Source organism: Leucobacter massiliensis, assembly GCF_002982315.1.
GTDB classification, from domain to species: domain Bacteria; phylum Actinomycetota; class Actinomycetes; order Actinomycetales; family Microbacteriaceae; genus Leucobacter; species Leucobacter massiliensis.
Window position 1 is genome coordinate 638365 of sequence record NZ_MWZD01000017.1, and the last position, 22010, is coordinate 660374.

Genomic DNA, 22010 nt, shown 5'->3' on the forward strand with positions numbered 1-22010 from the left:
GCGACGTCTCGGGTGCTGTCGTCTGTTCCCACAAAGAAAAATGCAACTCTAAAACACGATGACCTCAAATACCCAGAGACCACACTACCTAGGCCACATACCTCGCCACGAACCCATCACGTAACGTATCGCTGACGGGGCCCCCCGCGCCCGCGCCCCCCGCCCCCCCCCCCCCCCCCCCCCCCCCCCCCCCCCCGCCGGGCGGGGCGCCCCCCCCGCCGGGGGGGGGGGCCGGGGCCCGCCGATGCGGTGCCCCGGGGCTACTCGCCTGCGGCGAGCATGCGCTGGGCGGCCCGGGCCTCATCGCGGTCGGCGATGCGGGCGGCGCGACGCTCTGCGCGGCGGGTCCGTCGCGCCTCGCGCTTGGCGAGCTTCTTCTCTCGGCGGCGCTCCACGAGGGTGTAGAGGATCGGCACGAGGATCAGCGTGAGCAGCGTCGAGGACACGAGCCCGCCGATCACCACGATCGCGAGCGGCTTCGAGATGAACACGCCGCCGCCGGTCAGTCCCAGCGACATCGGGATCAGCGCGAAGATCGTCGCCGCAGCGGTCATGAGGATCGGGCGCAGCCGCAGGCGGGTGCCGTGCTCGACGGCCTCGTCGAGGCCGGCGCCGCTGTCGCGCAGCCGGTTGATGAGGTCCATGAGCACGATCGCGTTCGTCACCACGATGCCGATGAGCATGAGCAGGCCGATGAGTGCGGGCAGGCCGAGCGGTGTGCCCGTGATGAGCAGGCCCAGGATCGCCCCCGTCGCTGCGAACGGGATCGACACGAGCAGCACGAACGGGCCGCGGAAGCTGCGGAAGGTCGCCACCATCACGAGCAGCACGAGCACGATCGCGGCGAGCATCGCCGCGCCGAGCTGCGCGAAGGCCTCGTCCTGCTCGGCGCTCACCCCGCCCAGCTCGAAGCTCACGCCCGCCGGCAGCTCGACGGTCGCGATGGCGTCGTCGATGGCGGCGCTCGCCGCCGCGAGCTGGCCGCTGCGCGGCGTGACCGTGAGTGCCACCTGGCGCTCCCCGTCGGCGCGGGTGATGGTCGGGGCGGTCAGCTCCTCTTCGACGGTGGCGATGTCCGCGAGCTTGATCGGGGTGCCGCGCACCTCGGCCGCCTCCTGCTGCTCGGCCTCCGCCGCCTGCTGCTCGGCGAGCGCGTTGGCCGCGTCGCTCTGCGCCTTCCGGAGTGCGGCGATCTGCTCGTCGGCGCCCTCGATCCCCGCCTGTGCGCCGGCGATCGCCCCCTGGAGTGCGGCGATCTGCTCTGCGCGCTCGGTGGCGGCGCGCACGGCGGCCTCCTCCTCGGGCGTGCGCGGCTCCTCGGGGACGACGGGGGCGGCTTCCAGCTCGGCGAGCTGCTGCGTCAGCGCGCCCAGCTGGGCGGTGAGCTCGGAGCGCTGCGCGGCGGCCTCGTCGATCTGCTGCGTGAGCTCGGCGTTCGACTTCAGCCGCTCCTGCTCGGCCTCGGCCTTGGCCTTCTCGGTGAGGGCATCGCTTGCGCTCTTTTGCGCGGCAGCGGTCTGCTGCGGGGTGACGGGCAGCACGAGCTCGCCCAGCTGCTCGGCGGTGCGCGCCGCGCCGGGGGTGCGCACGACAATGTCGCGCTCACGGCCCTCCAGCATGAGCTTGCCCACCGTCTGGCCCTCCAGTGCCGCCTGCACGGCGCGGGCGACGGTGGTCGGATCGAAGCCCTGACGGGCGGCCTTGGCGTCGTCGAGGTGCACGCGGACGACGGGCTGCTCGCCCGTGATGTCGCTCTCCACCGACTGCACGCCCTCGGCGCTGCGCAGCCGCTCCTCGAGCAGATCGCTCGCCTCGCGCAGCGCAGCCGGGTCGTTGCCGCGGATCTGCAGTGCGATGCCGGACCCGCCTGCGGAGAACGCGTCCTGCGTGCGCAGCCGCACCTCCCCCGCCTCGTCGAGGCCGTCGAGTGCGCGCTCCACGGCGGCGCTCGTCGCCGCGACGTCGGCGCCCTCGTCGAGCAGCACCTCGTAGGAGATCTCGGTGTCGCCGCCTGCGGTCCCGAGCGAGATCGTGGTGATCACGTCCCGCACGCCGGAGACCTCGCCGAGCGCGCGCTCCACGGGCTCGGCGGCCGTGACCGGATCGGCTGCGGCGGTGGCCTCGTCCCCGTCGCCCTGCTCCGCGGCAGGGGTGCGCGGCGGCACCTGCGTCAGCTGCAGGCTTTCCGCGCCGGAGGAGCCGAGGAAGTCGGTCGGGATCATGCTGCTCATCGCGAGGGTGCCGATGAGGATCGCCCCCGAGGCGAGCAGCGTGATGACCGGGTGGCGTCGCGTGGCGCGCAGCGCCGGCATGAGCGCCCGCTGCAGCCGGTCGGGCGCGGTGCGCAGCTCGTCGAGGTCCGAGTGCCCCGGCTCCGTCGCCGGCTCGGGCGTCGCAGCCATCGGCGCCGCCGCGGCACGAGCCCCCCGCCCGCCGCGCATGAACCAGAAGGCGAGCACGGGCACGATGGTGAGTGCCACGAGCAGCGAGGCGAGCAGCGCGATCGAGACGGTGACCGCGAAGGGGCGGAAGAGCTGTCCCGCGATGCCCGAGACGAAGGCGATGGGCAGGAAGACGGCGACGGTCGTGAGCGTGGAGGCGGTGATCGCCCCGGCGACCTGGCGCACGGAGGCGACGACCCCGTCGATCGTCAGCGGCCCGTCACCGCGCCGCCGGCTGATGTTCTCGATCACCACGATCGAGTCGTCGACGACGCGGCCGATCGCGATCGTGAGCGCGCCGAGCGTGAGGATGTTGAGCGTGTTCTCGCTCCACCACAGGCCGATGAGGGTGATGAGCAGGGAGAGCGGGATCGAGATCGCGGCGATGATCGTGGAGCGCCACGATCCGAGGAAGGCGAGGATCACGAGGACGGCGAAGAACAGCCCGAGGCCGCCCTCGACGGAGAGGTCGTGGATCGACTGCTCGATGTACGGGGCCTGGTCGAAGAGCGTCACGAACTCGGCGTGGAGACCGGGGGCCAGGCGGTCGAGCTCCGCCGTGACGGCGTGCGAGATGTCGACGACGTTCGCGCCCTGCGCCGGGATGATCTGCAGGGTCATCGCGGCCTTGCCGTTGACGCGCGAGATCGAGCTCGCCGGCACCGTGTCGAGGCGCACGTCGGCGAAGTCGGAGATGCGGACCACGCCGTCACCGGTGTCGATGGGCAGCGCGGCGATCGCGTCCGTCGAGGTGAGCGCTCCGCCGACCGTGACCGAGATGCGGCCTTCGGCGCTCTCCGCCTCACCGGCGGGCACGGCGCCGCCGTGCGACTCGATGACGGCCGCGATCTGCGCGGGATCGACCCGCAGCCGTTCGACGTCCGCGGGGCGGAGGTCGATCGCGACGCGCTCCTCCTCACGGCCCGCCAGCTCGACGCGCTGGACGCCGTCGAGCCCCTGCAGGGCCGGCACCACCGTCTGCGCGAGCGCGGTGCCGAACTCCTCCGGCGAGGCGTCGCCCGAGGATCCCGCGCTCACGATCATCGCCGGCATGCCGTCGGTGCCGCCCGAGAAGACGTTCAGTTCCGTCCCTGCGGGGAGCGCGGCCCGCACGCCATCGGCGGCGGCGCGGATCGTCCGCAGCGTCTCCTCCTCACCCTTCTCGAAGGGCCACTCGACGGTCACGTCGGCGGAGCCGTTCGTGGTGGTGGAGGTCACTCGCGTGACGCCGGGCACCCCGGTCAGCGCCTGCTCCAGCGGTTCCGTCACCGTGTCGGCCATCTCCTCGGGGGCGAGGCCCGGCGTCTGGGCGGAGACGAAGGCCATCGGCACCTGCATCGACGGCATGAGCTCCTGTTTGAGGGCTCCCATCGAGACGAGGCCGAAGGCGGCGACGGCGAGCGTCGCGAGGCCGACGATCAGGCGGTTTCTGAGGCTGGTGCGCGTGAGAAAGGACATGCGGTCTTTCGAACGGGCCGCGGCGGATCCGCGGTCGGAGGGGACGGTGGCGGGGACTCGCGCCGGCCCCGGGGCACGCCGCGACGCCCTCGCCGGCGAGGACGCGATCGTCTGCGACGCGGCCTCTCTCCGAGTGTGGCCCGGCTCGGGCCTGGTCGCATCGGCCCCGGGTACCATTTCGGGTCATCCCGAGGGATGACCCGGGAAACCCCTGGGACCGCGGCTCAGGCGCCGGCCGTGCCGCCCGACCGCGGCAGGACCGTGGTCCACTCCGCGTACTTGGCTGAGCGGCCGTCCCCGCTGGAGCGGCCGGTGAGGCGCCGCTTCACCCACGGCACCACATGCTCCCGCGTGTAGGCGAGCTGCTGGCGGCGCGTGGGCCGCGGGATCGCGTCCGCCTCGGTCGTCCAGTCCGACGGCACCGGCTGTCCGAGGGTGCGGAGCACGTTCGCCGCCACCCGGTGGTGGCCGACGGGGGCGAGGTGCAGGCGGTCGGGCGACCAGTACTGGGGGCGGGCGAGCTCGGCGTCGCGCCAGTTGTCGGTGAAGCGGATGCCGAGCCTCTGCACGACGCCCTCTGCGGCCCGCACGAGTGCGTCGCCCTTGGCGCGCACCCGGGCGCCTCCGGGCAGGCCCGCGGTCGGGTTGGCGCCGGCGAGCAGCAGCGGCTCAGCGCCGGCCTCCTGGATGCAGCGCAGTGCGCGCTCGCTCTCGCGCATGATCCAGGCGATGTCGGTGCCGGGTCGCAGCATGTCGTTGCCGCCGCCGTTGAAGCTGACGAGGGTGGGGCCGAGCGCCAGGGCCGGATCCAGCTGCTCGCCGATGATGCGGGCCAGCAGCCGGCCCCGGATCGCGAGATTGGCGTACTGCACCGCTTCCCCGCTGGCGTCGGCGAGGCCCTGAGCCACGAGATCCGCCCAGCCCCGCACCGAGCCGTCGGGGCGTTCGTCGCCGACGCCCTCCGTGAAGCTGTCGCCGATCGCCACGTATCTGATGCGCGCTGCCTGCTCTGCCACACCCCCACCCTACGAGTTCGCGCCCCCGGTGCCCATCATGGCGGCCCGCGGGGCACCTCGCCCGAGGTCCTCGGACGCCGGCGACACGCCCGGCTTGCGCGGAGGCGGATCCTGATCTAAGCTTGACCTTTGGCTGTGTGCCGTCCCAGCACGCAGACCGCGGGAGCCGCTTCGTTCGAAACCGACTCGATCCGTCGTGACGGGGTTCCTGCAGACAAGAAATCTTGGGTGGGGCCGTCCGGCCTCACGGTATGAGAGGAAACACCATGGCAGCAGTGTGCCAGGTGACCGGCGCCGTTCCCGGCTTCGGTCACAACATCTCGCACTCGCACCGTCGCACCAAGCGCCGGTTCGATCCGAACATCCAGAAGAAGACCTACTACGTGCCGTCGCTCGGCCGCAAGGTGACCCTCACCCTGTCGGCCAAGGGCATCAAGGTGATCGATGCCCGCGGCATCGACGCCGTCGTCGCTGATCTGCAGAAGCGTGGGGTGAAGTTCTAATGGCGAAGGACAAGGACGTACGTCCGATCATCAAGCTGCGCTCGACCGCGGGCACCGGGTTCACCTACGTGACGAAGAAGAACCGCCGCAACACCCCCGACCGCCTCGTGCTCAAGAAGTACGACCCGGTCATCCGCAAGCACGTCGAGTTCCGAGAGGAGCGCTAATCATGGCGAAGAAGAGCATGATTGCGAAGAACAAGCAGCGTCAGGCGATCGTCGCCCGCTACGCCGAGAAGCGCCTCGAGCTGAAGAAGGCCCTCGTGGACCCGAACGGCACCGATGAGAGCCGCGAGGCGGCGCGCGTGGGCCTGCAGAAGCTGCCCCGCAACGCCTCGCCGGTGCGCGTGCGCAGCCGCGACGTCATCGACGGCCGCCCCCGCGGCGTGCTGTCGAAGTACGGCGTCTCGCGTGTGCGTTTCCGCGACATGGCGCACCGCGGCGAGCTGCCGGGCATCACCAAGTCGTCCTGGTGAGCCGCTGCGGCGACTCCGCCGCAGCCACGCCTCGCCGAACGGGCGCGGACCCCTCGGGGCCCGCGCCCGTTCGGCGTCTCCGCGGCCGCCGCAGGGCTGCGCCAGTGACACGCCGCGAGACAACATTCCGCAGAATTCCGCGGATTTTCGGCGAGTTGATGTAGATTCGTAGCGATCAACCGATCGGACTCTCCCACTCGGGAGGGATCTCTGAACACGATCAGGGGCCTGGGAGCACCGCCTCTTCGCCCTGGAAGGACACAACATGGCACTCAACAAGACCGAGCTTGTCGCGAAGATCGCCGCTGAGACCGGCCAGAGCCAGGCCGCTGTTTCGAGCGTGATCGACGGCCTCTTCGCCGCCGTTTCCGAGACCGTCGCCGGTGGCGACAAGGTCTCGATCCCCGGCTGGATCTCGTTCGAGACCGCGACCACCGCCGCTCGCACCGGCCGCAACCCGCGCACCGGCGAGACCATCGACATCCCCGCCGGCAAGCGCGTGAAGGTGTCGGTCGGCTCGAAGCTCAAGGCTGCCGTGAAGTAACACGAGTCCTCGGAGACCCCCGCCCGGCATCGCGCCGCGCGGGGGCTTTCGCATTCCCGGCCTCGCCCGGGTCCTCCGCGCGGGGTCCCCTCCGGCGCGGCCCCGACCGGGTGCGCGGCCCCCCGCCCCGGGCCGTCGCGCGAAGCGGCCTCCCACGCGAAGCGGCGTAGGCTGGGAGGGTGCCACGTTCCCTGCGCGTTCTCGCCCCCGCCCTCCTGATCGCGACGGCGTTCGCCGCGCTGTTCGCGGGTCTCGGCATCGGCGGAGCCGCGGCGGAGCGGGCCCTCGCAGATCCGGGCGCCCTCGTCCGCTTCGGCATGCCGCTCGCCCGCACGCTCGTGAACCTCGCGATGGCCGGCCTCATCGGATCGGTCGTGATGACCGTGTGGGCGCTCGCGAGCGAGCGCCGCGAGGCCCGTGTCGCGATGGATGTCGCCGCCGGATCCGCGGCCGTGCTCACCGTGGCGAGCGCGGTCACCCTGCTGCTCACCTTCGTCGACGTCTCCGGTCTGGCCTTCTCGCCCGACGCCACCTTCGGCGCCGCGCTCGCCCAGTTCGTCACGGAGGTCGAGCTTGGTCAGCTGTGGCTGTGGGAGCTGCTGCTCGCGGCGGTCACCACGGTGCTGGCCTTCGCGATCCGGGACCGCCGGCTCACGCTGCTCGTGCTCCTCGCGGCTCTCGCCTCGGCGCTGCCGCTCGCCCAGCAGGGGCATGCGGCCGGAGCCTCCGGGCACGGGCAGGCGGTGAACTCGCTGCTCGTGCACCTGATCGGTGCCGCGGTCTGGCTCGGCGGCTTGCTCACCCTCGTGTTCCTGTCCCGCACGGTCGACCGGCGCCGGCTCTCGGTGCTGACCTCGCGCTACTCCACGCTCGCGCTCCTCGCCTTCGTCGGCGTCGCCGCCTCGGGGGTGGTGAGCGCCTGGCTGCGCGTGGGCACGCTCGACGCGCTCTTCGGCACCGGCTATGGGCGGCTCGTGCTGCTCAAGACCGCCGCGCTCGTGGTGCTGGGGGTTTTCGGCGCGTTCCAGCGCACGCGGCTGATCCCGCGCATCGCGGAGGCCCGCGGCGGGGACCGCGCCTTCGCCTGGTTCGTGCTGGCCGAGCTCGCGGTGATGGGGGTCGCGAGCGGCATCGCGGGGGCGCTCGGGCGCACGGCGACGCCGGTGGCGCTGGAGCCGGCTCGGGACCAGGGCGACCGCATCAGCCCCGCCGAGTGGCTCACCGGCGATCCGCTCCCGCCCGAGCTCACGCCCGTGAGCTATCTCACGAGCTGGAAGTTCGACCTCGCCTGGACGCTCGTGTGCGTCTTCGGCCTCGCCCTGTACATCGCCGGCGTCGTGCGCCTCGCACGCCGCGGGGATCGCTGGCCGGTGGGCCGCACGATCGCGTGGAGCCTCGGCATGCTCCTGCTGTTCTACACGACGAATGGCGCGCTCAACGCCTACGAGCAGTACCTCTTCAGCACGCACATGCTGGCGCACATGATGCTGACGATGCTGATCCCGCTCGTGCTGGTGCTCGGTGCGCCGATCACCCTCGCGCTGCGCGCCACCGAGAAGCGCTCTGACGGCTCGTGGGGCGGGCGCGAGTGGATCCTGTGGGCGGTGCAGACCCCCTACTCGAAGATCATCACGCACCCGGCGGTCGCCGCGGTCGTGTTCTCGGGCTCGCTGTGGCTGTTCTACTTCACGCCGATCGCGCGCTGGGCGGCTCAGGAGCATCTGGGGCACCAGTGGATGATCATCCACTTCCTCATCTCGGGGTATCTGTTCTGCCTGTCGATGATCGGCATCGACCCGGTCCCGTACCGGTTCCCGTATCCGCTGCGCCTGGTGACGCTCTTCGCGACGATGGCCTCCCACGCCTTCTTCGGCGTCACCCTGATGACGGGCGACTCGCTCATGCTCGCCGACTGGTACGGGGCCATGGGGCGCAGCTGGGGCGCCACCCCGCTCGAGGACCAGCGCACCGGCGGAGGGATCGCGTGGGGGATCGGCGAGCTGCCGACGCTGGCGCTCGCCCTGATCGTCGCGGTGCAGTGGTCCCGCAGCGACGCGAAGGAGCAGAAGCGCAAGGACCGTGCCGCGGATCGCTCGGGCGACGCCGAGCTCGCCGCCTACAACGAGATGCTGGCGCAGACGGCCCAGCGCGACCGGAAGGCGGCCGGGCAGAACTCCCGCAGCGTCTGACTGCGCAGCGCGCGACGGCGGGGCCGGGGTGCCCGCGAGCACCCGTCGGCTGCCGGGCCGCCGGTGCTTCCCACCTCCGCCGCTCAGGTGCCGGGGGCGCCCTCGGCGGTGACGGTGACGTCGGCGCGGTGGAAGTTGAGGTGCGAGCGCGAGGCGGTGGGTCCGCGCTGCCCGAGGTAGCGCGAGAAGGTGGCGCCGGCGCCGTAGGGCCGCTCGGCCGGTGAGGACAGCCGGAAGAAGCACAGCTGGCCGATCTTCATGCCGGGCCACAGGCGGATCGGCAGGGTCGCCACGTTCGAGAGCTCGAGCGTGACGTGCCCCTCGAAGCCCGGATCGATGAACCCCGCGGTGGAGTGGGTGAGCAGCCCGAGGCGCCCGAGCGAGCTCTTGCCCTCGAGGCGGGCGGCGATGTCGTCGGGCAGCGAGACCTTCTCGAAGGTGGAGCCGAGCACGAACTCGCCGGGGTGCAGGATGAAGCCCTCGGCGGGATCGACCTCGATCAGCCGGGTCAGCTCGGGCTGCTCCGCGGCCGGATCGATCACCGCGTACTTGTGGTTGTCGAAGAGCCGGAAGTAGCGGTCGAGCCGCACGTCGACACTCGACGGCTGCACCATCTCCCGCTCGGTCGGAGCGAGCCCGATGCGCCCGGACTCGAGCTCGGCGTTGATGTCGTGATCTGAGAGCAGCACGGGATCGATTCTAGTTCGCCGGGGGCGGGTCCGTCTGCCGGCCCGCTGCCGGGAACGGACCGGGGCCCGCGCGGGGGTCCCGGGCTCGATGCGGCCAGGCGCCTCCCCGGCCTGGGTGCCTAGCTCGGCGGCTCGGACTCCTCGGTGATGGCGAAGAGGAGCTCGGCGATCCGGTCGCCGAGGGCGTCGAAGCGGCCCGGTGCGTCGTGCGCCCCGAGCGCCGCGGCGCGCAGCGCCCGGTCGTAGACGCTCTGCAGCAGCGGGATCGCGTACTCGACGGGCAGCAGGAAGCGGCGGCCCGCGGCGGCGACGACCTGCTCCACCACATCCGAGATGCTCGCGTAGAAGCTGTCGGCGAACTCGTGGTAGCCGGGGGCGAGAGCGGGGTCGCGCATCGCCAGCAGCTCGAACTCGGTCTGCAGGATGAACCAGGTGGTCTCGTCGTGGGCCGGTGAGAAGAACTCCCCCACATAGCGGGCGGCTTCCGCCGGTGAGAGGCAGCCCGGCTGCTCGCGCAGCACCGGTTCGAGCTCGCGGGCCCGCTGCTCCAGGTGGGTCGCACGCTGCTCGAACTCGCGCTGGAGCAGCGCGAGGAACAGCTCCTCCTTGCTGGAGAAGTTCGAGTAGAAGGCGCCGCGCGAGAAGCCCGCGCGGGCGCAGATGGACTCCACGGAAGCACCCTGCAGGCCCTCCTCGGCGAAGACCTCGATCGCCGCGTCGAGCAGCCGGGAGCGGGTCTCCTGGCGGCGCGGGCTCGGGTCGGGCATGACCCTATCCTCGCACGCTCAGCCACCTTGAAGCCTGCGCGGATACACTCGTGTATCGAAATCGGTGCACGGGCGCGCCGATCCCGCCCGCCCCTGCGACCGGAAGGCCCGCATGTCCACGTTCCTCTACGCCCTCGGCCGGTGGGCGATCCGTGCGCGCAAGCTCGTGCTCATCCTCTGGATCGCCGTCCTCGCGCTGCTCGGCGTCGGTGCAGCGCTGTTCTCGCAGGGCGCCAACGCGCCCATCACCATCCCGGGGACCGAGTCGCAGGAGGGCATCGACACCCTCGGCCGCAACTTCCCCGAGGTCAGCGGCACGAGCGCCACGATCATCGCCGTCGCGCCCGAGGGCGAGCGCATCGACGGGGCCGCATCCCGCCAGGAGATCACCGACGCCGCCGACGAACTCGAAGACCTCGACGAGGTCGTCGCCGTCTCCTTCCCCTTCGCGGAGCAGGCTCCGAACGGCCTCAGCGACGACGGCCGCGCCGCGCTCATCACCGTCCAGATCGACGCCGCGCAGAGCGATGTGCCCCAGGCCACCCTCGACGGCATCGCGAAGATCGCCGAGCAGCTGCGGGCCGGACTGCCCGAGGGCAGCGAGGTCTCGCACGGCGGTGACGCCTTCAGCGTTCAGGTGCCCGGCTTCAGCGTCGCCGAGGCGCTGGGCGTCGTCGTCGCCTTCATCGTGCTGCTCTTCACGCTCGGATCGCTCGTCGCGGCCGGCATGCCCCTCCTCATCGCCGTGCTCGGCGTGGGCGTCACCATCGCGGGGCTCTTCCTCACGACCGCCTTCGCCGACATGACCTCGACCACGCCCATGCTCGCGCTGATGCTCGGCCTCGCCGTCGGCATCGACTACACGCTGTTCATCGTCAGCCGCCACCAGGAGCAGCTGCGCGCCGGGGTGCCGATGACCGAGTCGATCGCCCGCGCGACCGCCACGAGCGGCTCGGCCGTCGTCTTCGCCGGCCTGACCGTGATCATCGCGCTGCTCGGCCTCGCCGTCGCGGGCATCCCCTTCCTCACGGCACTCGGCGTCGCGGCGGCCGCCGGCGTCGCGGTCGCGGTGCTCATCGGCGTGACCCTCACCCCCGCGGTGCTCGCGATGGCCGGGCTGCGGATCCTGCCGCGGAAGCAGCGGCGCCGGATCGCGGCCGCAGCCGCGTCGGAGGGTCAGGACGCCGCCGGCGCCGATCCCGGAACCCAGCCGGGCGATCCCGGGTCGCAGTCCGGGACGGACGGGCAGGCCGGCGCCGCCGGGCAGCCCGCCCACGCCCCCTCCCGCGCCGACCGTTTCTTCGGAGGCTGGGTGCGCGCCGTCACCGCGAAGCCGATCGTCACGATCCTCGTGGTGCTCGTCGGCCTCGGCGCCGCGGCGGTGCCCGCCCTCGACCTCCGCCTCGCCCTGCCCGGGGCCGAGACCCTCGAGAAGTCGAATCCGGCCAGGATCACCTACGAGCTCACCGGGGAGCATTTCGGCGAGGGTGCCAACGGGCCGCTCATCCTCACCGGCTCCATCATCACGAGCACCGACCCGCTCGGGCTCATGGAGGACCTCGCCGATGAGGTGCGCAAGCTCCCCGGCGTCGCAGAGGTGCCGCTCGCCACCCCGAACCAGGGAGCCGACACCGGCATCATCCAGGTCGTGCCCGAGGACGGCCCGCAGTCGGAGAGCACCGAGAAGCTCGTCGCCGAACTGCGCGCGCACCACGACGAATGGCAGCAGGAGTACGGCGTCAGCCTCGCGGTGACCGGCTTCACCGCCGTCGGCATCGACGTGTCGCACCTGCTAGGCGAGGCGCTGCTGCCCTTCGGGATCCTCGTCGTCGGCCTCTCGCTGATCCTCCTCGCGATGGTGTTCCGCTCGGTGTGGGTGCCCATCAAGGCGACCCTCGGCTACCTGCTCTCGGTCGGCGCCGCCTTCGGCGCGGTCGTGGCCGTCTTCCAGTGGGGCTGGCTCGACGAGCTCCTGCACGTGAACTCCACCGGGCCCGTGCTCAGCTTCATGCCGATCATCCTCATGGGCGTGCTGTTCGGCCTCGCCATGGATTACGAGGTGTTCCTCGTCTCGCGCGTCCGCGAGGAGTACGTGCACGGCGCGACGGCGCACGATGCGATCCGGCACGGCTTCGTCGGCAGCGCGAAGGTGGTCACGGCGGCCGCGCTCATCATGTTCGCCGTCTTCGCGGCCTTCGTGCCCGAGGGCGACCCCTCCATCAAGGTCATCGCGCTCGGCCTCGCAGTCGGCGTGTTCGTCGACGCCTTCATCGTGCGCATGACGCTGGTGCCGGCCGTGCTCGCGCTGCTCGGAGACCGGGCCTGGTGGATGCCGCGCTGGCTCTCCCGCGCACTGCCCTCCTTCGACGTGGAGGGCGAGGGCCTCGCGCGCGAGATCGCGCACGCCGAGTGGCCGGCCGAGCAGCCCGATGCGGTGATCGCCGCCGACAAGCTGCTGCTGCCGAACCGGGTCTCGGTGCCGAGGCTGCGGCTCGCGCCGGGGGAGACGCTGCTGCTCGACCCGCGCGATCCCGCTTCACTGCCGCTCGCCGAGGCGCTGACCGGCCGGGGGCCGGTGATCGCTGGCACCGTCAAGGTGCTGGGGCTCCTCCTGCCCGAGCGTGCCTCCTCCCTCCGCGCGCGCGCCGCCTGGGCCGACACGGACGGCCTGCGCGAGGCGCTGCGGGACCGGCCCGCCCTGCTGCTGCTCGATCTGCGCGCCGCCGCCGAGCGGCCACTGGGCCTCGCGGCGATCGACAGCGCGCGCTCGGCGCTGGCCGCTGCGGGGGTCGAGGCGAACCGCGGATCGGCGCCCGCGCTCACCGTCGTCGCGCTCGGCTCGCGGGAGCTCGCCGAGCTGCTGCTGCCAGAGGGCGCCCGTTTCGCCGGGATCACGGCGGCCGATGCCGCCGCCGCGCACGCCGGGTCGCCGCTGCCCGACCCCGATCCCGGTCCCGCCGGAAATCCCTTCGCGAGCGCCGCGACCGGCGGCCCCGCCACCGCCACCGGCATCGCCGCAGGCACCCTCACCACCGACTCCGCCCAGGAAGGAGGCCTCCGATGAGCCTGCCGCTCACCGCGCGCACCGGCGCGAAGCCCGTGCACTGGACCACCATCCTCGGCCTCATGCTCGTGCCGCTCACCGTCGCCGGCGTGCTCCTCTGGGGGCTCTGGAACCCGAGCGAGCGCCTCGACACCGTCACCGCCGCCGTCGTCAACAACGACGAGCCGGTCGAGGTGGACGGGCAGACCGTGCCGCTCGGACGCGTGCTCGCGGGCGAGCTCATCGGCTCACCGAAGGACTCCGGGGACGACGCGGACGGCTCGGGCCCCGGTGACACGAACTTCACCTGGGTGCTGACCGACGAGGCGGACGCGAAGGCGGGGCTCGACGACGGCCGCTACACCACCGTCGTCACGATCCCCGAGAACTTCTCGGCGGCAGCGACCTCGCTCTCCGACGGGCCGGACGGCGCGCGGAAGGCCACCGTCGAAATCGCCGAGAGCGACCGGGGAAGGCTCGTCGACACCGCTCTCTCGGGAATCGTCACCCAGACCGCGACCAATGTGCTCAACCAGCAGCTCGGAGCCCAGTTCGTCGGCAATGTGTTCGTCGGCATGAGCCAGCTGCACAGCGGCATCGGCGAGGCAGCGGACGGGGCGAGCCAGCTCGCCGACGGCGGCGCGCAGCTCGCGGACGGCGCGAGCCAGCTCGCGGACGGCACGCAGCAGCTCTCCGAGGGAACCCAGCAGCTCTCGGCCGGGGCGGGCGAGCTGTCGAGCGGCGCCTCGCAGCTGGTGGGCGGAGCGACGGAGCTGTCGACCGGCGCGGGAGCCCTCTCGGAGGGCGTGTCCGCCTACGCGGGCGGCGCGACCACGCTCGCGGAGTCCTATGCGCCGCTCTCGACGGGGGCGACGGCTGCGGTCAACCAGCTCAAGACGATGATCGCGGCGCTCGGGCAGCTCGCCGCGGACTCCGCCGGACCGCAGCAGCAGCTCTCGGGCGGGCTGGCCGCGGCGGGGGCCGCGATTCCGGAGTTCACCGGGGACGGCACGCCGCAGAACCCGGGGACGCTCGGACAGCTCTACGGCGAGTGCCTCGTGTCCGGCGCCACCCAGGAGTTCTGCGACAGGATGAGCGCCGAGACCGGCGGCTTCGCGCAGACCGTGGCCGCCGGCGTGCAGGAGGCCGGCGCCGGGGCGGCCGGGCTCGGCGCCGCGCAGGAGAAGTTCCAGGCGGCGATCGCCGATCCGGGCGCACCGAGCGAGCCGGGCACCGACCCGGTCGCGCAGCTCGACCAGCTCATCGCCGGGCTCGGGGCCTTCGGCACGGGCCTGAACGAGTTCGCGGCACAGGGCGCAGCGGTCTCTGCGGGTGCTTCGCAGTTCGCGGGCGGGGTCTCGCAGCTCGCGAACGGCACCTCGGGGCTGGCCACGGGTGCTTCGCAGCTCGCGAGCGGCACCTCCGAGCTCGCCGCGGGCACCCCGGAGCTCGCGGAGGGCGCTTCGCAGCTCGCGGACGGCGCCGAGCAGTCCGCGGAGGGAACGGCTGGCCTTGCGAAGGGGCTGGGCGAGGCCGTGAGCGGGATCCCCGACTACAGCGAGGCCGAGCGCGAGAAGGTCGCGGAGACCGCGGTCGCCCCGGTCGAGGCGCGCGGCGCGAGCGATGAGCTGTTCAACGCCTCCGGCGTGCCGCTCTTCGCCGGCATCGCACTGTGGGCGGGGGCGCTCGCGAGCTTCCTCGTGCTGGCGCCGCTCTGGCGTCGCGCGCGCGACGCCGCGCGCGGGGTCGGCTGGATCGCGCTGCGCAGCGCGGTGCCGGCGCTCGCGCTCGGCGCCGCGCAGGGTGCGATCGCGGGAGCCGTGCTGCCCATCGCCCTCGGCTACTCACTCGGCACCGGTTTCGCCTTCTTCGGCCTGGCGCTGCTGGCCGGCGTCGCCTTCGCGCTGCTCGTGCAGGGACTCTCGGCGCTGCTGGGCGGCCTCGGTCGCTTCATCGCCTTCGTGCTGCTGGTGATCGCCTTCGCGGCCGGGATCGTCTCGACAGTGCCAGAGCCGCTTGCGGCCGTCGGCGACGCGAGCCCCCTCGGAGCGGCGCTCGGCGGCTTCCAGGCCATTGCGACGGGCGCCGGCGGCGCGGGGCCGGCCGCGGTCGCGCTGGCGCTGTGGGGGCTCGCCGGCCTTGTCCTCACCGCGCTCGCCGTCGCCCGCGCACGCCGCCGCGGCGCCTGACGGCGCGGCGGACGGCGCGGGCGTAGGCTCGAAGCATGACGATGCGGGCGATTGTGGCGGAGCGGAGCGGCGGACCCGAGGTGCTGCGGGAGGCGCGGCTGCCGGACCCCGAACCGGGGCCGGGCGAGCTGCTCGTGGAGACGGCCGCCGCAGGTGTCAACTTCATCGAGACGTATCAGCGCTCGGGACTCTACGAGGTGCCGTTCCCCTTCACCCCCGGCTCCGAGGGCGCCGGGCGGGTGATCGCGGTGGGCGAGGGCGTCACCGGCTTCGCCGTCGGAGAGCTCGTCGCCAGTGCGCAGGCACGTGCGTGCTATGCGGAGCGGTTCGTGGTCGAGGCGGATCGCGCCGCACGGGTGCCCGAGGGCGTCGACCCCGCCGTGGCCGCGGCGATCCCGCTCCAGGGGCTCACCGCGCACTACCTCGCCACCTCGGCCGCCGCCCCCCAGCCGGGGGAGACGGTGCTGCTGCACGCCGGCGCGGGCGGGGTCGGCCTGCTCCTCACCCAGCTGCTCGTCGCGCGCGGCGTGCGGGTGATCAGCACGGCGTCGACGCCGGAGAAGCGCGAGCTGAGCCGGGCGGCGGGGGCCGCGGAGGTGCTCGGCTACGAGGGCTTCGCCGATCGCGTCCGGGAGCTGACGGGCGGCGAGGGTGTCGCGGTCGCCTACGACGGCGTGGGCCGCACCACCTTCGACGGCTCGCTGGCGGCGCTGCGCGTCCGCGGCGAGCTCGTGCTCTTCGGCGCGGCGAGCGGTCCGGTGCCGCCCTTCGATCTGCAGCGCCTCAACGCCGGCGGATCCCTCTCGGTCACCCGGCCCTCCCTGGGGCATTTCCTCCGCACCCCGGAGGAGCGCGCGTGGCGCTTCGGGGAGATCTTCGCCGCCGTCGCGTCGGGTGAGCTGGACATCCGGATCGGCGCCCGCTTCCCGCTCGCCGACGCCGCCGAGGCGCACCGCGCCCTCGAAGCCCGCGCCACCACGGGCAAGGTGCTGCTCGAGCCCTGAGCGTCGCTGCGCCGCCGTCGCCCCTGGGCGGGCGGCGCGACGCCTCGCTACGGCACCCGCCGCAGCCAGGCCTCCGTCGTGAACTTCTGGGCGACCAGGCGCTCGGCGGCGTCCCACTCGCCCTCGGTGACCTCTCCCTCCGTACCGCCGTGCCGGCGCTTGAACACCTCGACCATCCGCTCGATGATCTCCGCGCGCTCCAGGCCCGTCTGGCTGCGCAGCGGGTCGACCCGCTTCTGCGCGCTCGCGGTGCCCTTGTCGGAGAGCTTCTCGCGTCCGATCCGCAGCACCTGCGTCATCGCCTCCGCGTCCATGTCGTAGGCCATCGTCACGTGGTGCAGCACCGCGCCCGAGCCGAGGCGCTTCTGCGCGGCGCCGCCGATCTTGCCGTGCGGGCTCGTGATGTCGTTGAGCGGCTTGTAGTGGGCGTCGATCCCGAGCGACTGGAGCGCTTCGAGCACCCACTCGTCGAGGTACGCGTAGGAATCGGCGAAGCTCATTCCCCGCACCAGCTCTCCTGGCACGTACAGGGCGTAGGTGATGCACGCCTCGGGCTCCATGTACATGGCGCCGCCGCCGGAGATGCGGCGCACGATCTGCGCCCCGCGGGCTTCGGCCTGCGCCTCGTCGACCTCGTTCTTCACGGACTGGAAGCTGCCGATGAAGACGGCGGGCGCGTTCCACTCCCAGATGCGCAGCGTCGGCCCGCGCAGCCCCTCGCCGACCGCGGCGGTGAGCACCTCGTCCAGTGCGGCGTTGAGCACGGGCGAGACCGGGGGCTCGTGCAGGATCTGCCAGTCGTAGTCCCGCCAGTGCGCGGCGCCGGTGACGGCGCGGCGGATCGCCACGCCGACCGACTCGGGCGTGAAGCCGAGCAGGTGCACCTCGCTGGGCAGCGCCTTGCGGATCGCCCCGCCGATCTCGTCGATGGTGCCATTCGGGTCGAGGCCGTTCACGGCGTCGTCGATGCAGCCGAGCGCGTCGTCGGGTTCGAGGAAGAAGTCCCCGGAGAGCCGGAAGTCGCGGATCGCCCCGTCGGCCACCTCGAAGTCGACGACGACCAGCTTGCCGCCAGGAACCTTGTACTCGCCGTGCATGCTCATGGACTCAGGGTACGCCCCAGCCCGCTGCCGGGCGAGCGGCCGCGCGGTCCTGCGGGCGCCGCGGCGGCCGGGCGCCTCAGCCGGCGACGCGTTCCAGCATCCAGGTGGTGAGGTCCGCGAAGACCTCCTCGCGATTGGTCTCGTTGAGCGCTTCGTGCCGGGCGCCGGGGTAGCGCTTCACGGTCACGTCGCGGACGCCCCGCTTGCGGTACGCCTCGGCGAGCAGCCGCAGCCCGTCGCCGCGGTTCAGCGGGTCGTCCTCCCCCGAGACGATGAGGATCGGCACCTCCGGCGCCAGGCTGGGACCGGGCTTGCCGAAGAGGCGCAGCCCGTCGGCCACCCCGAAGAGCTTGAGGATGTTCGCGGAGAAGCACAGCGGGTCGGCGAGGAAGGTCTCGGCGACGGCCGGGTCGCGGCTCAGCCACTCGAAGCCGTTGGCCGCCTCGCCCGCCCAGCGGGCGTTGAGGTCGCCGCTCTCCATGTGCCGCGGGGTGCGGAACGCCGAACCCGAGAGCACCAGGGCATCCCAGGCGCGGGGGTGCGCGTTGAGAATGCGCTGCGCCATGAGCGAGCCCCAGGAGTGGGCGAACATGATGACGGGGAGTCCCGGGTGGCGCTCGCGTGCGATCGCGGTGAGCTGCAGGATCGCCGCCTCCGTCGCCTGGAGGCCGCCCGGGCCGAGCCGTCCCAGCCGGCTCAGATCGCCGCCGTGCTGCGCCCGGCCCGTCTCGCCGTGGCCGCGGTGGTCGTCGGCGTAGACGGTGAGCCCGGCGGCGGCGAGCCTGCGGGCGAACGCGTCGTATCGCTTCGCGTGCTCGCCGATCCCGTGCGCGATCTGCACGACGCCCGCGGGCTCCGCCGCCTCCCAGGCGTAGCAGAAGATCTCGACGCCGTGCGCGTCGACGTAGCTGAACTCGGTGCACTCGATGGCCTCGGTGTCGCTCATCTCCCCATTCTGGCGGTCCTGGGCGCGGGGAGCCAGTGCGCGCGGTCAGGCCTCGCCGGCGGCCAGGGCCGCGCGCGCGGCGCCGGAGCCGTCGGCGACCGGCGTGAGCCGGCGCAGCTGCGTGACGTGACGGGGCTCCAGCTCCGCGAGCGAGGCGACGCCGAGCAGGGTCATGGTGCGCTCGATCTCGCTGCGCAGGATCGCGATCATGCGGTCCACGCCGGCCCGGCCTCCGGCCATGAGCCCGTACAGGTAGGCGCGCCCGACGAGGGTGAACTTCGCCCCGAGCGCGACGGAGGCGACGATGTCGGCGCCGTTCATGATCCCGGTGTCGATCATCACGGTCGCATCCCGCCCCACCTCGCGGACCACCTGCGGCAGCAGGTGGAACGGCACGGGAGCGCGGTCGAGCTGGCGCCCGCCGTGGTTGGAGAGCACGATGCCGTCGACACCCAGATCCACGAGACGGGCCGCGTCGGGCACGTTCTGCACGCCCTTGACGACGAGCTTGCCCGGCCACATCTCGCGGATCACCGCCAGGTCTTCGGTGGAGATCGTGGGATCCATGGCGGCATTGAGGAGGTCGCCGACCGTGCCCCCGGTGGTCGAGAGGGAGGCGAACTCCAGCTTGGGGGTGGTGAGGAAGTCGATCCACCACCAGGGCCGCGGGATTGCGTTGAGCACGGTGCCCAGCGACAGCTGCGGCGGGATCGAGAAGCCGTTGCGCTTGTCCCGCAGGCGGGCGCCAGCGATCGGGGTGTCGACGGTGAACATGAGCGTGTCGAATCCCGCGGCGGCGGCCCGCTCCACCAGGCCGTAGGAGATCTCCCGCTCCCGCATCACGTAGAGCTGGAACCAGTTGCGCCCCGCCGGGTTCGCGGCCTTGACGTCCTCGATGGAGGTGGTGCCGAGGGTGGAGAGGGTGAACGGGATCCCGGCCGCCCCGGCCGCGCCCGCCCCCGCGATCTCGCCCTCGGTCTGCATCAGCCGGGTGAAGCCGGTGGGCGCGATGCCGAACGGCATCGCGGATCGGCCGCCGAGGATCTCCGTCCCGGTGTCGACGTGCTCGGCCGGCTTGAGGATGTCCGGGTGGAACTCGACGTCCTCGAAGGCCTGGCGCGCGCGGTGCAGCGACAGCTCGCCCTCGGCGGCGCCATCGGTGTAGTCGAAGGCGGCCTTCGGCGTGCGGCGCTTCGCGATGCGCGCCAGGTCCTGGATGGTGAGCGCGCCGTCGAGACGCCGGCGCTTGCCGTTGAGATCGGGCTTCTTGAACTGCATCAGCTCGAACAGCTCGGACGGCTTGGGCAACTGCCGCTTCATGCGGTGCTCCTGTCTCTGCGGGGTGTGGGCGAGGAGGGCGTCCCCTCGTCTGCGCGGCGGGCGCGCGAGCTCATGCGGCCGCGGCGGCGGCTTCGCTCGGCACCTCGGGGGCGTCGCGCTCGCCGCCGTCCTCGACGTGAGCGACGCGCCGGATGAAGCAGGAGGCGATGATCGAGATGCCGGCGCAGACGGCGACGTAGACGGCGATCGGCCACCACTGGCCGCCGCTGATCTCGAGCAGCCACGCGCCGATCAGCGGCGCGGTGCCGCCGAAGACCGCGGCCCCCAGCTGGTAGCCGAGCGAGGCGCCGGTGTAGCGCACCTCGGGTGCGAAGTTCTCGGCGATGAGGGTGCCGAGGATCGCGTTCACGCTGCCCCACAGGAAGCCGAAGCCGAGGATGGTGGCGACGAACAGCGCCCAGGTCTCGCCGGTGTTGAGGATCAGGTAGTAGGGGATCACGAGGGCGATCGTGGCGGCCGCGGACCAGCGGTAGAGCAGAGCGCGCGACACCCGGTCCGAGATGCTGCCGAAGACCGGCATCCAGATGGTGGCCACGAGCGCGGCCGCGGCCACCGCGAGCAGCACGGTGTTGTCGCGTGCGCCGAGGATGTCGGTGGCGTAGGCCACCACGTAGGTGCCGAAGATGTAGAAGGGGCCGGTCTCGGCGGCCTTGGCGCCGATGGACACGAGCACGGCCCCCCAGTGCTTCGTCACGACCTCCTTGATGGGGAGCTTGAGCCGGGCGCCGGTCTCGCGCACGCGACGGAACTCGGGGGTCTCGTCGAGGCCGTTGCGGATCCAGAGGCCGACGAAGACGAGCACGATGCTGGCGATGAACGGCACGCGCCAGCCCCAGGTGAGGAACTGCCCGTCGGGGAGCCGGGTCAGCAGGGCCACGACCCCCGCGGCGAGCAGCATGCCGAGGCTGATGCCCATCTGCGGGACCGCGCCGTAGAGTCCCCGGCGATGCTTCGGGGCGTACTCGTAGGCGAGCAGCAGGGCCCCGCCCCACTCGCCGCCGATCCCGAGGCCCTGCAGGATGCGGAAGCAGATGAGGAGGATCGGCGCCGCGATGCCGATTGCGGCGTAGTCGGGGAGGAGGCCGATCGCGACCGTGCCGCCGCCCATGAGGGTGAGCGTGACGAAGAGGGTCTTCTTGCGGCCGATGCGGTCGCCGATGTGGGAGAAGAGGATCCCGCCGAGCGGCCGGAAGAAGAAGGTCAGCGAGAAGGAGACGAAGGCGAGCATGGTCGACACGAACTCGTTGTCGCTGGGGAAGTACAGCTTGTTGAAGACGAGCGCGGCGACCGTGCCATACACGAGGAAGTCGAACCACTCGATGACGCTGCCGCTCAGGCTGCCGAGGAGGACGCGGTAGTTGAGCCCTTCGGCGGGCCGGTCGGTGTCTGCTGACATGTGTGCTCTCCCTTGAGACGACGTGCTGAGGCGGTGGTGAGCTCGTGACGGGGCCGTCACGCAGCCGAAACCCATGTGGCCGGACCATGTGGTATGACCACATGTAGCGTAACCCGGCCCAGGGCATCCGTCAATCGCCGCCGCACGCGGCACACGCGGCCCGGATCGGCCGTGGCCCCGGGCGGTCGACATGCGCGAGACCCAGCGCGCCCGGGAGCTCAGCGCGCGGTCTCGAGGTAGTAGCCGCGGATGTGCGCGAGCATCCGCTCGACCGCCGCCTCGCGATCGCCCGCCTGCAGGGCGGCGAGGATCCCGCGGTGCTCCGCGCGCAGCCGTCGCGAGGTGGCTTCCCAGTCCGGCAGCGCGCGCGCCCGGTCGAGGGTGTGGTCGGCGATCGCGGTGCGCATCGCATCCATGAGCGTGCTGATGAGCGGGTTCCCCGCCGCGCGCGCGAGCAGGACGTGGAACTCCGCGTCCAGCGGCAGGAACTCCTCCACGGGGAGCGCCGGCTCCTCCATGCGGTCGAGCAGGCGGCCCGCCTGCGCGAGCTCGGGATGGTCCGGATCGGAGTGCTCGGCCGCCCAGCGCTCCAGCAGCAGCCGCATCTCGAAGACGTGGTGATGCTCGAGCTGGCTCGTGGCCAGCTGCAGATTGAGCGCGAGCGCGAGCGCCTGCTCCGGCGCTGCGGTGATCACGGTGCCCGAGCGCGGACCGGAGCCCGTCGCGGTGCGGATCGTACCCAGTGCCTCGAGCACGCGCAGCGCCTCCCGGAGCGAGCTGCGCGAGACCTGCAGGGTCTCGGCGAGCGCCCGTTCACCGGGGAGGTGGTCGCCGATGTGCAGCCGCCCGCTGCGCAGCTGCTCGGTCACCCACGCCATCACGACCTCATGTGCCTTCATCGTCACG

At 72.5% G+C, this 22010-nt stretch carries 16 protein-coding genes and 1 pseudogene; 8 read left to right on the forward strand and 9 right to left on the reverse strand.

The features are described 5' to 3' along the window. Positions 1 to 260: 260 nt before the first annotated feature. Together B4915_RS09795 and B4915_RS09800 are read right to left on the reverse strand one after the other, a co-directional pair. Entirely contained in the window at positions 261 to 3899 is a 3639-nt protein-coding gene (locus tag B4915_RS09795; RefSeq protein WP_105805589.1) for an efflux RND transporter permease subunit, read from the reverse strand. Between the two features lie 224 nt (positions 3900 to 4123). Next, complete coding sequence (locus B4915_RS09800; RefSeq protein WP_245907429.1) at positions 4124 to 4915, reverse strand: SGNH/GDSL hydrolase family protein; 792 nt, start codon at positions 4913 to 4915, stop codon at positions 4124 to 4126. Positions 4916 to 5181: 266 nt separating this feature from the next. Here B4915_RS09800 and rpmB point away from each other — a divergent pair, with 266 nt between their 5' ends. From rpmB to B4915_RS09825, 5 genes are all read left to right on the forward strand, one after another. Next, entirely contained in the window at positions 5182 to 5418 is a 237-nt protein-coding gene (rpmB, locus tag B4915_RS09805; protein ID WP_105805590.1) for a 50S ribosomal protein L28, read from the forward strand. Next, positions 5418 to 5585 carry a 50S ribosomal protein L33 gene (gene rpmG, locus B4915_RS09810; RefSeq protein WP_017884003.1) on the forward strand — a complete coding sequence of 56 codons (168 nt, stop codon included), beginning with the start codon at positions 5418 to 5420 and terminating at the stop codon, positions 5583 to 5585. Before rpmB ends, rpmG begins: the two co-directional genes overlap by 1 nt. Before the next feature lie 2 nt (positions 5586 to 5587). Beyond that, positions 5588 to 5893 carry a 30S ribosomal protein S14 gene (rpsN, locus tag B4915_RS09815; protein ID WP_053383194.1) on the forward strand — a complete coding sequence of 102 codons (306 nt, stop codon included), beginning with the start codon at positions 5588 to 5590 and terminating at the stop codon, positions 5891 to 5893. A gap of 265 nt (positions 5894 to 6158) precedes the next feature. Then, entirely contained in the window at positions 6159 to 6437 is a 279-nt protein-coding gene (locus B4915_RS09820; protein WP_105805591.1) for an HU family DNA-binding protein, read from the forward strand. 179 nt (positions 6438 to 6616) lie between these two features. Further along, on the forward strand, positions 6617 to 8626 hold the full coding sequence (locus B4915_RS09825; RefSeq protein WP_105805592.1) for a bifunctional copper resistance protein CopD/cytochrome c oxidase assembly protein: 2010 nt from the start codon (positions 6617 to 6619) through the stop codon (positions 8624 to 8626). 83 nt (positions 8627 to 8709) lie between these two features. Here the strand turns inward: B4915_RS09825 and dcd are convergent, their stop codons facing one another. Together dcd and B4915_RS09835 are read right to left on the reverse strand one after the other, a co-directional pair. Continuing rightward, on the reverse strand, positions 8710 to 9315 hold the full coding sequence (gene dcd / locus B4915_RS09830; RefSeq protein ID WP_105805593.1) for a dCTP deaminase: 606 nt from the start codon (positions 9313 to 9315) through the stop codon (positions 8710 to 8712). A gap of 119 nt (positions 9316 to 9434) precedes the next feature. Further along, positions 9435 to 10082 carry a TetR/AcrR family transcriptional regulator gene (locus B4915_RS09835; protein WP_105805594.1) on the reverse strand — a complete coding sequence of 216 codons (648 nt, stop codon included), beginning with the start codon at positions 10080 to 10082 and terminating at the stop codon, positions 9435 to 9437. A gap of 112 nt (positions 10083 to 10194) precedes the next feature. Here B4915_RS09835 and B4915_RS09840 point away from each other — a divergent pair, with 112 nt between their 5' ends. Genes B4915_RS09840 through B4915_RS09850 form a run of 3 tightly spaced genes read left to right on the forward strand, consistent with a single transcriptional unit; the run spans position 10195 to position 16318 of the window. After that, positions 10195 to 13146, forward strand: a complete 2952-nt coding sequence (locus tag B4915_RS09840) for an MMPL family transporter (protein WP_105805595.1) — start codon at positions 10195 to 10197, stop codon at positions 13144 to 13146. Then, positions 13143 to 15314 (forward strand): YhgE/Pip domain-containing protein, encoded by a 2172-nt coding sequence (locus B4915_RS09845; RefSeq protein WP_105805596.1) that lies wholly within the window; start codon positions 13143 to 13145, stop codon positions 15312 to 15314. The genes B4915_RS09840 and B4915_RS09845 overlap by 4 nt, the downstream gene beginning before the upstream one ends. 41 nt (positions 15315 to 15355) lie before the next feature. Next, the gene (locus B4915_RS09850) at positions 15356 to 16318 is read left to right on the forward strand and encodes a quinone oxidoreductase family protein (RefSeq protein ID WP_425436367.1); all 963 of its coding nucleotides are present in this window, start codon (positions 15356 to 15358) and stop codon (positions 16316 to 16318) included. A 47-nt stretch (positions 16319 to 16365) separates the two neighbouring features. On the opposite strand, the gene lplAB is transcribed toward B4915_RS09850, so the two are convergent. From lplAB to B4915_RS09875, 5 genes and pseudogenes are all read right to left on the reverse strand, one after another. After that, entirely contained in the window at positions 16366 to 17415 is a 1050-nt protein-coding gene (gene lplAB, locus B4915_RS09855; RefSeq protein ID WP_105805598.1) for a lipoate-protein ligase LplAB, read from the reverse strand. A 2-nt stretch (positions 17416 to 17417) separates the two neighbouring features. After that, positions 17418 to 18367: pseudogene (locus B4915_RS09860) on the reverse strand (alpha/beta fold hydrolase). 45 nt (positions 18368 to 18412) lie between these two features. Beyond that, on the reverse strand, positions 18413 to 19687 hold the full coding sequence (locus B4915_RS09865; RefSeq protein ID WP_105805600.1) for an alpha-hydroxy acid oxidase: 1275 nt from the start codon (positions 19685 to 19687) through the stop codon (positions 18413 to 18415). 70 nt (positions 19688 to 19757) lie between these two features. Next, positions 19758 to 21104, reverse strand: a complete 1347-nt coding sequence (locus tag B4915_RS09870; protein ID WP_105805601.1) for an MFS transporter — start codon at positions 21102 to 21104, stop codon at positions 19758 to 19760. A 218-nt stretch (positions 21105 to 21322) separates the two neighbouring features. Then, the gene (locus tag B4915_RS09875) at positions 21323 to 22003 is read right to left on the reverse strand and encodes a FadR/GntR family transcriptional regulator (protein WP_105805602.1); all 681 of its coding nucleotides are present in this window, start codon (positions 22001 to 22003) and stop codon (positions 21323 to 21325) included. Positions 22004 to 22010 lie beyond the last annotated feature (7 nt).

Excerpts from the sequence above, each read along its gene's own strand:
- rpmG (WP_017884003.1), top strand. The coding sequence starts at position 5,418 with ATGGCGAAGGACAAGGACGTACGTCCGATCATCAAGCTGCGCTCGACC.
- B4915_RS09875 (WP_105805602.1), bottom strand. The coding sequence starts at position 22,003 with ATGAAGGCACATGAGGTCGTGATGGCGTGGGTGACCGAGCAGCTGCGC.
- B4915_RS09865 (WP_105805600.1), bottom strand. The coding sequence starts at position 19,687 with ATGAAGCGGCAGTTGCCCAAGCCGTCCGAGCTGTTCGAGCTGATGCAG.
- B4915_RS09835 (WP_105805594.1), bottom strand. The coding sequence starts at position 10,082 with ATGCCCGACCCGAGCCCGCGCCGCCAGGAGACCCGCTCCCGGCTGCTC.
- B4915_RS09795 (WP_105805589.1), bottom strand. The coding sequence starts at position 3,899 with ATGTCCTTTCTCACGCGCACCAGCCTCAGAAACCGCCTGATCGTCGGC.
- B4915_RS09820 (WP_105805591.1), top strand. The coding sequence starts at position 6,159 with ATGGCACTCAACAAGACCGAGCTTGTCGCGAAGATCGCCGCTGAGACC.
- rpsN (WP_053383194.1), top strand. The coding sequence starts at position 5,588 with ATGGCGAAGAAGAGCATGATTGCGAAGAACAAGCAGCGTCAGGCGATC.
- B4915_RS09850 (WP_425436367.1), top strand. The coding sequence starts at position 15,356 with ATGCGGGCGATTGTGGCGGAGCGGAGCGGCGGACCCGAGGTGCTGCGG.
- B4915_RS09840 (WP_105805595.1), top strand. The coding sequence starts at position 10,195 with ATGTCCACGTTCCTCTACGCCCTCGGCCGGTGGGCGATCCGTGCGCGC.
- B4915_RS09845 (WP_105805596.1), top strand. The coding sequence starts at position 13,143 with ATGAGCCTGCCGCTCACCGCGCGCACCGGCGCGAAGCCCGTGCACTGG.
- B4915_RS09870 (WP_105805601.1), bottom strand. The coding sequence starts at position 21,104 with ATGTCAGCAGACACCGACCGGCCCGCCGAAGGGCTCAACTACCGCGTC.
- rpmB (WP_105805590.1), top strand. The coding sequence starts at position 5,182 with ATGGCAGCAGTGTGCCAGGTGACCGGCGCCGTTCCCGGCTTCGGTCAC.
- lplAB (WP_105805598.1), bottom strand. The coding sequence starts at position 17,415 with ATGCACGGCGAGTACAAGGTTCCTGGCGGCAAGCTGGTCGTCGTCGAC.